Origin of the sequence: Amycolatopsis sp. lyj-346, from assembly GCF_046548975.1 — a bacterium.
GTDB lineage: Bacteria > Actinomycetota > Actinomycetes > Mycobacteriales > Pseudonocardiaceae > Amycolatopsis.
Window position 1 is genome coordinate 12,862 of the sequence record NZ_JAJPWT010000014.1, and the last position, 12,779, is coordinate 25,640.

The following is a 12,779-nucleotide window of genomic DNA, read 5'->3' on the forward strand; positions in this document are numbered from 1 at the left end:
ACCACACCGTTCGGCGCAGTCACCCACCCCCACTGCTCCAGGCGGGTGGCACGCTCCGGTGGCAGCTTCCTGCCGTCGTCTGCCTGCCACCGGCGGCACCGGAAACACCCCTTGACGAACGGGGTGCGCACCACGCACGATCGGAATCCACCGGCGCCACCCGGAAATTCCCGGGAACCGGTGCAATTCGGACAGCACCACGCATTCCCCGATTTCCGGATCCCTTCCGACGATGGGTGAACTATGTCTTCCCTGCCTGCTCCCGGTGAGCCGATCGCGGTGGTCGGCATGTCCTGCCGGCTGCCCGGCGCCCCGTCTCCGGCGCGGCTGCGCCGGCTGCTGGCCGAGGGCCGCGAGGCCGTCGGCGCGGTCCCGCCGGGCCGGTGGACGGACGGCGACAGCTCGGGGCGCGGCGGCTTCGTGTCCGATGTGGACGGATTCGACGCGCCCTTCTTCGGCGTCTCCCCGCGCGAGGCCGCGGCGATGGACCCGCAGCAGCGGCTGGCGCTGGAGCTGGCGTGGGAAGCGTGCGAAGACGCCCGGATCGCGCCCGGCACGCTGCGCGGCAGCGGCACCGCCGTCGTGGTCGGCGCGATCGCGGGCGACTACGCGCTGCTGCACGACCGCCTCGGCGCCGGACCGCACACGCTCACCGGCACCCACCGCAGCCTCATCGCCAACCGCGTCTCCTACGTGCTCGGGCTGCGGGGCCCGAGCCTGACCGTCGATTCGGGCCAGTCGTCGTCGCTGGTGGCGGTGCACCTGGCGGCCGAGCAGCTGCGCCGCGGCACCGCGGCCGTCGCACTCGCCGGCGGCGTGAACCTCAACCTGCTCGCCGCGGGTACCGAGATCGTGGACCGCTTCGGCGCGCTGTCCCCGCAGGGGCGCTGCCACACCTTCGACAGCCGCGCCGACGGGTACGTCCGCGGCGAAGGCGGCGGTCTCGTGGTCCTCAAGCCGCTGAGCGCCGCGCTCACCGACCGCGACCGCGTCCACGCGGTCCTGCTGGGCGGGGCGGTGAACAACGACGGCGGCGGCGCGGGCCTCACCGTGCCGCGGGCGGAAGCCCAGACCGAGGTGATCCGGCTGGCGTGCGCCGACGCGGGCGTCACGCCGGCCGACGTCCAGTACGTCGAGCTGCACGGCACCGGCACGCCGGTCGGCGACCCGATCGAGGCCGAAGCTCTCGGGGCCGCCTTCGCCGGGGACCGCCCGGAGCCGCTGCCGGTCGGTTCGGTGAAGACCGTCGTCGGCCACCTCGAAGGCGCCGCCGGGATCGCCGGGCTGCTGAAGGTGCTGGTGTGCCTGAAGGACCGCCGCCTCACCCCGAGCCTCAACTTCGCGACGCCGAACCCGGCCATCCCGTTCGGGACGCTCAACCTCGAAGTGGTCGGTGCGGCCCGGGACTGGCCGCGTCCGCAGGACCGGCTGGTCGCCGGCGTCAGCTCGTTCGGCGTCGGCGGCACCAACTGCCACCTCGTCGTGGCCGAGGCCCCGGTGACCGCGGCGCCCGAGGACGTCATCGTCGAGGGCGCGCCACTGGTGCTGTCCGCCCGTTCGGCCGCCGCGCTCCGCGGTCAGGCCCGCGCGCTCGCCGGCCACCTCGCCGGCCACCCGGAGCTCGCCCACCGTGACGTCGCCCGGTCGCTGCTGCGCACCCGGGACGTCTTCGAGCACCGCGCGGTCGTGTTCGACGACCTCGCGTCGCTGGCCGGCGGCACTCCCTCGGAGCACGTCGTGACCGGGCGAACCGTCGACGGTGCCGACGTGCTCGTGTTCCCCGGCCAGGGTTCGCAGTGGCCGGCGATGGCCCGCGCGCTGCTGCGCGACTCCCCCGTGTTCGCCCGCCGGCTGGCGGACTGCTCGGCCGCGCTCGCGGAATTCCTGGGCTGCGACCTCATCGACGACCTGCGCGCCGGGACCGCCGACCTCGACCGCGTCGACGTGGTCCAGCCCGCGCTCTGGGCCGTCATGGTGTCGCTGGCGGAAGTCTGGCGAGAGGCCGGGCTCACGCCGTCGATCGTGGCCGGGCACTCGCAGGGCGAGATCGCCGCCGCCACCGCGATCGGCGCGCTGTCGCTGTCCGACGGGGCCCGCGTGGTCGCCTTGCGGAGCCGCGCGATCGCCGGGATGCCGCGCGGCGGCGGGATGATGTCGGTCGGCGCGCCCGAAGACACCGTCCGGCCGCTGCTGCCCGCCGGGGTCTCGGTCGCCGCGGTGAACGGTACCCGGTCCGTGGTGCTGTCCGGGCCGTCCGAAGCACTGACGCGGCTGCACACCACCCTCACCGGCGACGGCTGCCGCGCGAAGATCCTGCCGGTCGGCTACGCGTCGCACTCGGCGGCGGTCGACCCGCTGCGGGAGGAGATCCTGCGGCTCCTCGAGCCGGTACGGCCACTGTCTGCTCCGGTCACTTTCGTCTCCGCGCTGACCGGCGAGCCGTTCGACACCGCGGGCCTCGACGCCGGGTACTGGTTCGAGAGCCTGCGGCGCCCGGTCCGGTTCGCCGACGCGACCGCCGGGGCGCTGGCCGCCGGCGGCGCACGGTTCGTCGAGTGCAGCCCGCACCCGGTGCTGCTCGGCAGCATCGAGGAGACCGCCGAAGCACACGACCGGACCGTGGCCACCGTCGGCACGCTCCGGCGTGACGACGGCGGCGGCGACCGGCTGCGGCGCAGCTTCGCCGAAGCGTTCGTCGCGGGCGCGGCGGTGCGGTGGGAGGTGCCGGGCGAGCGCCTGGTCGACCTGCCGACGTACGCCTTCCAACGGACCCGGCACTGGCTCGGCGAAGAGGCCGCCGCCGCACCGGTCGCCGTCGACCCCACGCAGGTGGCCGACCTGGTGCTCGCCACCGCCGCGGCCGTCCTGGGCCACGCCGACGCGAACGGCATCGACCCCGCGTGCACCTTCAAGGACCTGGGCTTCGACTCGGTGAGCGTGGTGGAGCTGCGCACCCGGCTGCAGGCCGCCACCGGGCGCAAACTGCCGACCACGCTGCTGTTCGACTTCCCGACACCCGGCCACCTCGTCGCGCACCTGCGCACCGGCGACGCCGTCGAGACCGCGGAGATCGAGCGGCCGCGGCACGACGACCCGATCGCGATCGTCGCCATGGGCTGCCGCTTCCCCGGCGGCATCACCTCCCCCGCCGAGCTGTGGGACCTGGTCGACGCCGGCGGCGAGGCCGTCACCGAGCTCCCCGCGAACCGCGGCTGGGACCTCGACACGCTCCTCGGCGACGCGGCCGGGCCCGGCTCGTGCGCCACCCGCTTCGGCGGCTTCCTCCACGACGCCGACCGGTTCGACCCCGCGTTCTTCGGCCTCAGCCCCCGCGAGGCCCTGGCCATGGACCCGCAGCAGCGGGTGCTCCTGGAAATCAGCCACGAGGCGATCGAGCGCGCCGGGCTCGAGCCGGACACACTGGCCGGGACCGACACCGGCGTGTTCGTCGGCGCGATGGCCATGGACTACGGCCCGCGGCTGCACGAGCCGACCGGGCTCGTCGACGGCCACCGCCTCACCGGCACCTCGCCGAGCGTCGCGTCGGGCCGGATCGCCTACACCTACGGGCTGCGCGGGCCCGCGCTCACCGTCGACACGGCGTGCTCGTCGTCGCTGGTGGCGATCCAGCTGGCCGCCGACGCGCTGCACCGCGGCGACTGCTCGCTCGCCCTCGCCGGCGGCGTCACCGTGATGGCCGCCCCCGGCAACCTCGTCGACTTCACCCGCCAGAACGGCCTTTCCGCCGACGGTCGCGCGAAGGCGTTCTCCGCGGACGCCGACGGCACCGCCTTCGCCGAAGGCGCGGGCATGCTCGTGCTGGAACGCCTGTCCGACGCCCGGCGGAACGGTCACCCGGTGCTGGCACTGCTGCGTGGCGGCGCAACCGGGTCCGACGGCGCCAGCAACGGCCTCACGGCTCCCAACGGCCAGGCCCAGCAGCAGGTCATCCGCCGCGCGCTCGGGGCCGCGGGACTGTCTGCACGGGACGTCGACGTGGTCGAGGCCCACGGCACCGGCACCGCGCTGGGCGACCCGATCGAGGCGCACGCCCTGCTGGCCACCTACGGGCAGGACCGCGAAACGCCGCTGTGGCTCGGCTCCCTCAAGTCCAACATCGGGCACACCCAGGCCGCGGCCGGGGTCGCCGGCGTGATCAAGATGGTCGAGGCACTGCGGCACGACACGATCCCGCGCACCCTGCACGCCGACGAGCCGAGCCCGCACGTGGACTGGGCGAGCGGCCGGGTCGAGGTGCTGTCGGCGGCCCGGCCGTGGCCCGGCCTCGGCCGTCCCCGCCGCGCCGCCGTGTCGAGCTTCGGCATCAGCGGGACCAACGCGCACGTGGTGCTGGAAGCCGTACCCGCCGAAAAGCCGGCACCGGCGACCGCCGGGCCGCTGGTGTGGGCCCTGCACGCCCACTCCGGCGCCGCCCTGCGCAGCCAGGCCGCTCGGCTGCGGGCCTACGCCGAAACCGCGGCCGACGACGATTTCGCCGCCACCGCCGCGGTGCTCGCCCGCCGCCGTCCCGGGACCTGCCGCGCGGTCGTCGTCGCCGACGACCGGGCCGAGCTGGTGGCGGCCCTCGCCGCCCTCGCCGAGGACGCCCCGCACCCCGCGCTCGTGACCGGCACGGCGGCCGGCGAGGCCACGCCGGTGTTCGTCTTCCCCGGCCAGGGCGCGCAGTGGCCGGGGATGGCCGCCGAGCTGCTCGCCGCGGACGCGGGCTTCGCGCGGCTGCTCACCGACGCCGCCGAGGCACTGCGCCCGCACACGGGCTGGTCGGTGCTCGACGTGCTCACCGGCGCCGAAGGCGCGCCGGACCTGGAGGGGACCGAGGTCGTGCAGCCGGTGCTGTTCGCCGTCATGGTCGCCCTCGCCGGACTGTGGCAGGCCGCCGGGGTCACCCCGGCCGCGGTGGTCGGCCACTCCCAGGGCGAGCTGGCCGCGGCCGTCGTGGCCGGGGCGCTCCCGCTCGCCGACGCCGCCCGGATCATCGCCGTGCGCAGCAGGCTCCTCACCGCCGAACTGGACGGCACCGGCGGCATCCTCGCCGTCGGCCTGCCCGTGGCGCAGGTCCGGGAGCGCCTGGAACCGTGGGCCGGTCGCCTGTGGCCCGCCGTGGACAACGGCCCGGCCGGCACCGTGGTCGGCGGCGAGCTGGCCGCGATCGAGGAGTTCGCGGCCGCCTGCGCGGACGTCCAGATCCGGCGCACCCCGGTGGCGTACGCGGCGCACACCCCGCACGTCGAGGCGGTCCGCGACGCGCTGCTCGCCGCGATCGGCGAGCCGGCGCCCGCCGACACCGCGACCACGATCTGCTCCTCCTGCACCGGCGGCTTCCTGCCGGGCTCGGAGCTGACCGCGGGCTACTGGTACCGCAACCTGGCCGAGCCGGTCCGCTTCGACGCCGCCGTGCGTGCCTTCGCCGGCTACCGGCGGCCGCTGTTCGTCGAGGTCAGCCCGCACCCCATCCTCGCGGGGGCGGTGCAGGAGATCCTGGCCGACGCGGGCATCGACGGCACCGCGGTGGGCACGCTGCGCCGCGGGGAAGGCGGACACCGGCGGTTCCTGCTTTCGCTCGCCGCCGCGCACGTGCGGGGCGCCGCCGTGGACTGGCCGCGGCTGCTCGGCCCGGTCACCCGCCACCCGGACGTGCCGACCTCCGCGTTCGACCGGCAGCGCTATTGGCTCACCGACGGCTCCGCCGGCCTGCTCGGCACCCCCACGCCGGTCGCCGACGGCGACGGCCTGGTGGCCACCGGACGGCTCTCGCTCACCTCGCTGCCGTGGCTGGCCGGGCACGCCGTCCGCGGCACGGTCCTGTTCCCGGGCACCGGGTTCGCCGAGCTGGCCCTGGAAGCGGCGGCCGCCGCCGGGTGCCCGGGCGTCGAGGACCTGACGCTCGAAGCGCCGCTGGCCCTGCCCACCTCGGGTTCCGTCGAGGTCCAGGCCGGCCTCGGCGCCGCGGACGAGACCGGGCGCCGCCCGTTGACCGTCCACACGCGACTCGGCGCCGGGCCGTGGACCCGGCACGCGACCGGCACGGTGAGCCCGGAGCACCTGCCCGCCACTCCCCTGCCGGTCTGGCCGCCCGTCGGGGCGGAGCCCGTCGACCTCGAAGGCGCCTACGCGCGGCTCGCCGAACGCGGCTACGAATACGGGCCGTCGTTCCAGGGGCTCACCGCGTTGTGGCGCGACGGCGACGACCGGTACGTCGAGGTGGACCTGCCCGTCGAGGGCGAGTACACCGCCCATCCCGCGGTGCTCGACGCGGTGCTGCACGCGCTCGTCCTCGAGGGCACCGAGCTGCTGCTCCCGTTCTCCTTCGGCGGCCTGCGGGTCACCTCGCCGCTGCCGGGTTCGGTGCGGGCCCGGCTGTCCGGCTCGGCGGCCACCGGCGTCGAAGTCACCCTCTACGACACCGCCGGCACCCCGCTCGGCGGGGTGGAGTCGCTGCTGCTGCGGCCCGCCGCCCGGACGACCGCGGCCGCCGAGCTGTACCGCGTGGAATGGCCGCCGGCCCCGGTCGGTGACGGCACGGACCGCGAGTGGACGGTGATCGGCACGGAGCTGCCGGAGGTCGTCCCGCCCGTCGTGCTCACCACCGCCCGCGAGCTGCCCGCCGTGCTGGACCTCCTGCAGCGCTGGCTGCTCGACGAGCGCTGCGACGGCTCGAAGCTGGTGTTCCTGCAGGACCCGGGCTCGCCCGAAGGCGCGCCGGTGTGGGGCCTGGTGCGGTCGGCGATCGCCGAGCACCCCGGCCGCTTCGCCCTGGCCGGCGCCCGGCCCGGCGCACCCCTCGCCGCGGCGCTCGACGCCGGTGAGCCGCAGTTCGCCGTGCGCGACGGCGTGGTGCTCGTGCCCCGGCTGGCGCGGTGCGCGGCCGAACCCTCCACTGTGGACTTCGGCGGTGGCACGGTCCTGGTGACCGGCGGCACCGGCGGGCTCGGCGCGCTGGTCGCCGAACGGCTGGTGACCACGCACGGCGTGCGTGACCTGCTGCTCGTCTCGCGGCGCGGCGGCGCCGTCCCGGCCCGGCTGGCCGGGCTCGACGCCCGCGTCCGGGTGGTGGCGGCCGACGTCGCCGACCGCGCCGCGCTCCGGACGGTGCTGGCGGGCGAGACCCTCACCGGGGTGGTCCACGCCGCCGGCCTCCTCGACGACTCGACCATCACCGGGCTCACGCGGGCGCACCTCGACACCGTCCTGCGGCCCAAGCGCGATGCCGCCTGGCTGCTGCACGAGCTCACCGAAGACCAGCCGCTCGCCGCGTTCGTGCTGTTCTCCTCGATCGCCGGCGTGCTCGGCAACCGCGGCCAGGCGAACTACGCCGCCGCGAACGCTTCCCTCGACGCGCTGGCCGGGTACCGGGCGGCACGCGGGCTGCCGGGCGTGTCGATCGCGTGGGGCCTGTGGGACACGGCCACCGGCATGACCGCCGCGATGACCGCCGCGGACCGCGCGCGGCTGACCGGCGTCCGCCCGCTCACCGAGGCGCAGGGGCTGGCCGCGTTCGACGCCGCCCTCGGGATGTCCGGCACGGTGGTGGCCTCCGGGTGGGACACCGCGGCCCTGCGGGCGGCCGGCGAAATCCCCGCCGTCCTGCGGAGTCTCGTTCCTTCGCGGCGGGCCGTCGCCGTCTCGGCCGGCCTGGCGCCCGCGACCGGCCTGGCGGGGCAGCTCGCGGGGCTGGACCGGGAGGCCGCGGCCGCGACGGTGACCGGCTTCGTCCGCACCGAGGTGGCCACGGCGCTCGGGCACCGGTCGCCCGCGTCGGTCGAGGTGGCGAAGCCGTTCAGCGAGCTGGGGATCGACTCGCTGACGTCGGTGGAGCTGCGCAACCGCATCGGGGCCGGCACCGGGCTGCGGCTGCCCGCGTCGCTGCTGTTCAACCACCCGACCGTGGAGCTGCTGGCCGCGCACCTGCTCGGCGAGCTGCTTCCGCCGCCGCCGGACCCGGCGCAGCGGCTGCGTGAGGCCCTCGGCGAAGTCCTGCCCGGCGCGGGCGCCGACGAGCGCGCGCAGCTGGCGGAGGTGCTGCGGGAGGCGCTGGCCGGGCTCGGCGCGGAGCCCGCGCTCGGCCTCGCCTCCGACGACGAGCTCTTCGCCTTCATCGACAAGCTGTGATCTTTTGCGAACGGATAGGGGTTCGGTTATGACCGGCGAAGAGAAGCTTCGCGACTACCTGAAGCGAGCGACGACCGAGCTCGCGGGCGCGCGCCGCCGGCTGGCCGAGTACGAGGCCCGTGAGAGCGAGCCCATCGCCGTGATCGGCATGTCCTGCCGGTTCCCCGGCGCCCCGGACGTCGAAGCGTACTGGCGGCTGCTTCGCGAAGGACGCGCGGCCGAAGTCGGCGACGTGCCCGCCGGCCGGTTCGACCACGCGCCCGGCACCGGCCGCCGCGGCGCCTTTCTGTCCGAAGTGGACGGTTGGGACGCCGGGTTCTTCGGCTACGCCCCGCAGGAGGCGCTGCGGATGGACCCGCAGCAGCGGCTGCTGATGGAGCTGGCGTGGGAGGCGATGGACGACGCGGGCACCCCGGCCCCGCGGCTCGCGGGCAGCCGCACCGGCGTGCTCCTCGGCTTCTCCGACGCCTTCCAGTACGGCCAGGTGGAGGCGGAGCGCGAAGGCACCGGCGTGTACGCCGACCCGTACATGGGCCAGGGCAGCCTCGCCAGTGTCGTCGCGGGACGGCTGGCGTACCACTTCGACCTGCGCGGGCCGGCGTTCTCGCTGGACACGGCGTGTTCGTCGACGCTGGTCGCGGTGCACCTCGCGGCCCGCGCGCTGCGGGCGGGCGAGTGCGACTACGCACTGGCCGGCGGCGGCTTCCTGGCGTTGCACCCGTTCCTGTACGTCTACAGCAGCCGCAACGCCCTGCTGTCGCCGACCGACCGCTGCCACACGTTCGACACGAGCGCGGACGGCTACATGATGGGCGAGGGCGGCGGGATGGTGGTGCTGGCCCGGCTGTCCGACGCCCTGCGCGACGGCCACCGCATCCGCGCGGTGATCCGGGGTTCGGCGGTGAACCAGGACGGCCGCAGCAACGGCTTGACCGCACCCAACCGCGGCGCCCAGGTCGAGGTGATCCGCCGGGCACTGGCCGACGCGAGTGCCTCCCCGGACGACGTGGACTTCCTGGAAGCGCACGGTTCGGGCACCCCGCTGGGCGACGAGATCGAGCTGGGTGCGCTGGGCGACGTGTTCGGCGGCCGTCCCGCCGGCCGCCCGCTGACGGTCGGGGCGGTGAAGACCAACATCGGCCACACCCACACCGCGGCGGGGATCGCCGGGCTGATCAAGACGGTCCTGGTGCTGGAGAACGGCGAAGTGCCGGCGAACCTGCACATGACCGACCCGGCGGAGCAGGTGCTGGCGAACGAGACGGTGCGGCCGTCCACCGCGCCGGCCCCGCTGCCGGACCGCGGGCGCCCGGCGGTGGCGGGGGTCAGCTCGTTCGGCTGGTCGGGCACGAACGCCCACCTGGTCCTCGAAGCCGCACCCCCGGCCGCGCCCCACCCGGCGGCGGCATCGCAGGTCGCCGAGCTGATCCCGGTCTCGGCCGCATCGGCCACCGCACTGGCCACCCACCTGACCCGCCTGGCCCAGCCCCTCACCCCAGCCACCCGAGTCGACCCCCCAATCACGCAAGCCGACCCTCCAAGCACGCGAGTCGACCCTCCAAGCACGCAAGCCGACCCTCCAAGCACGCGAGTCGACCCCTCAAGCACGCGAGTCGACCCTCCAGGCACGCAGGTCGACCTTCCAAGGACGCAAGCCGACCCTCCAGGCACGCGAGTCGACCCGGCAAGCACGCAAGATGCCCCGGCAAGCACGAGTGATGCCCCGGCCGCGCACGTGACCCTGGCCGATCTCGCCCACACCCTGCGCGAAGGCCGCGCGCACCTGGACCACCGCCGGGCGGTCGTCGCCACCAGCGTCGAGGATGCCGCCCGGCAGCTGGCCGCCGCGGCCAAGTCTCCCGGTGTCCACCGCAAGCCCGGCGCCCCGAAGGTCGCCTTCCTCCTGCCCGGTGTCGGGGACCAGTACCGCGGGCTCGCCCGGGAGCTCTACCGCGACGAGCCCGTCTTCGCGCGGGCCGTCGACGAATGCTGCGCCATCGCCGCCGAGCGCTGCGGGGTCGACCTGCGGGCCGCCTTCTTCGCCGACCCCGACCCCGACCCCGAACCACCAGCCACCGCAACGGCGTTCCTCGGCGCCGGGGCCGCCGATGAGCTGCTCGACCGCGCCGAGGTCGCGCACCCCCTGCTCTTCACCGTCGAGTACGCGCTCGCGCAGCTGCTCGCCGACCGGGGTGTCCGGCCCGGCCTGCTCGTCGGCTACAGCCTCGGCGAGTACGTCGCCGCCTGTCTCGCCGGGGTCTTCAGCCTGGCCGACGCGCTGTACGTCGTCACCGGGCGGGCCCGGCTCATCGGGCGGGCACCGGCCGGGCGGATGCTCGCCGTCGCCGCGTCCGCGAGCCGGATCGCCGAGGCGCTCAGCCCGATGCGCGTCGACGTCGCCGCGCTGAACGGCCCGCAGATGACCGTCCTCAGTGGAGCGCCGGAAGACGTCGAAGCCGCGGCCGCGCAGCTGAAGGAAGCCGGGCTGGCCGCACGGACCCTGCGCTCGGCCCACCCGTTCCACTCGACCCTGCTGGAGCCCGCCCGCGACGAGCTGGCCGAGCTGGTCGCCTCCGTGCCCCGGCAGGCACCGAAAGTGCCCATCGTCTCGAACGCGACCGGCACCGTGCTCACCGACGCCGAAGCCGTCGACCCGCGGTACTGGGCGGGCCACCTGTGCCGCCCGGTGCGGTTCGCCGACGGCGTCGGGCACTGCGCCGGCGAGGACGTCGACGCCTACGTCGAGATCGGCCCTGGCCAGACGCTCGGCGGCCTGGTCCGCCAGAACCTCACCGGCCCGGCTCGCCCGGCCGTGCTCGGCACCCTCCCCGCCCCCTGGCCCGTCGAGAACCGCCCCGCCGAAGGCACCGCGCTGCTGGACACCCTCGCCCGGCTGTGGGAACTGGGCGTCGCCGTCGACTTCACCACGCTGCGGCAGGGCGGCCGGATCGTTTCCCTGCCCACCTACCCCTTCCAGCGCACGAAGTTCTGGCCGGCGGCGACGCGGGAAGCCCCCGAACCGGTCGAAGCGGCCGGCCGGCTCTACACCCCGGTCTGGCGCCTCGACCCCACCCGGCCCACGGTCACTCCGCACGGTTCGCTGATCACGACGAACAGCGAACTCGCCACGCTGGCCGCGAACGCGGGGATGACCGTCGGCACCGACCCGGCCACCCTGCCCCAGCCCCTGCACGTCGTGCACGACGGCGGCTTCGACGACCTCCTCCGGACCGTCCAGGCCCTGGACGGCCACGACGTCCGGCTGCTGACCGTCACCACCGGCGCGGCCGAGATCACCGGCGGCGACCTCACCGACCCGGACGCCGCCCTCGTGCACGGGCTCGGCCGCGGCGTCCGCGCCGAGTACCCGGGCCTGCGGTGGCGGGGCGTCGACGTCGAACCCGGCACCCCGGCCACGCACCTGCTCGACGAGCTGGCCCGCCCGTGGCCCGAGGACCCCGCCGCGGAACCGGTGCTCGCGGGCCGGCGCGGCGGCCGCCGTCGCCTCCAGGAGTACTCCGAGATCACCCTCGGCGACGTCCCGCCGGACTGGGGCGGCACGCACGTGATCACCGGCGGCACCCGCGGGCTCGGCCTGATCGTGGCGAAGCACCTCGCCCGCCACGGCGCCCGCAAGCTCGCCCTGATCAGCCGCACCGGCGACGCGGACCAGAGCGACCTCGCGGACCTCGAGGCCGAGGCGGAGGTGCTCCTGCTCGCCGCCGACACGGGCATTCCCGAGCAGCTGGCCGCCGCACTGGCCGAAGCCAAGACGCGCTTCGGCGAGCTCGACTCGATCGTGCACGCCGCCGGCCTGCCGGGCGGCGGGCTGGCCCAGCGCCGGACCGCCGGGGACATGCGCCGGACCATCGCCCCGAAGGTGCAGGCGGTCGGCCCGCTCCTGGCCGCCCGGCCCCGGCGCCTGGTCCTGTTCTCCTCGATCGTCACGGTCGTCGGCGGCATCGGCGAAGCCGACTACTGCGCGGCCAACAGCGTCCTCGACGCCCACGGCGCCGCACTGTCCACAGCGGACACCCAGGTGGTGACCGTCGCGTGGGGTCACTGGCAGCACGACGCCTGGGCCGACGCGGCCACCGGCGAGGCCCGCCTCGCCTACCGCCGCCGTTACGGCTTCACCGCCGAAGCCGGCTGTGCCGTCCTCGACAAGCTCGCCGGCCACGGCGTCCGCGGCACCGTCGTGGCGCTGCGCCAGGACCTGACGGCGGCCCGCCGCGAGCTGGCCGCGCTCAACGACCTCGGCGGGCTCCTGGAGGCAACCCCGGCGCCGGCCACGCGGTACCCGCGGCCGCCGTTGCGCACCGAGTACGCCGCCCCGCGCGGCGAGCTCGAGGCGGACATCGCCGGCGTCTGGGGCGAGTTCCTGGGCATCGACGCCGTCGGCGTGCACGACCCGTTCTTCGACCTCGGCGGCAACTCGCTGGTCGGCATGGCCATGGTGGCGGCGCTGGAGAAGCGCCTCGGCCTGCCGATCGCCCCCGCCGTCCTCTTCGGCCACCCCACCGTGGCCGCGTTCGCCGCCGCACTGACCGACACCGACTCCCCCGCCCCGCGGGCGGCGACCACCGGCTCGGCGCGCGGCCAGCGCCGCCGCGCGGGCACCCGCCTGGCCGGCACCCGGAAATGAGGAC

The 12,779-nt window shown here is 75.8% G+C and carries 2 protein-coding genes; both read left to right on the forward strand.

Going from position 1 to position 12,779, the window contains the following annotated elements; translation table 11 throughout:
- The first annotated feature begins 243 nt into the window (after positions 1–243).
- Positions 244–8,130 (forward strand): SDR family NAD(P)-dependent oxidoreductase, encoded by a 7,887-nt coding sequence (locus ACLJQE_RS32730; RefSeq protein WP_410643392.1) that lies wholly within the window; start codon positions 244–246, stop codon positions 8,128–8,130.
- A 28-nt stretch (positions 8,131–8,158) separates the two neighbouring features.
- Positions 8,159–12,775, forward strand: coding sequence for an SDR family NAD(P)-dependent oxidoreductase (locus tag ACLJQE_RS32735; protein WP_410643393.1), 4,617 nt, complete (start codon positions 8,159–8,161; stop codon positions 12,773–12,775).
- The last annotated feature ends 4 nt before the right edge of the window (positions 12,776–12,779 follow it).

Coding starts and splice junctions, on each gene's coding strand:
- ACLJQE_RS32735 (WP_410643393.1), top strand. CDS start 8,159: ATGACCGGCGAAGAGAAGCTTCGCGACTACCTGAAGCGAGCGACGACC.
- ACLJQE_RS32730 (WP_410643392.1), top strand. CDS start 244: ATGTCTTCCCTGCCTGCTCCCGGTGAGCCGATCGCGGTGGTCGGCATG.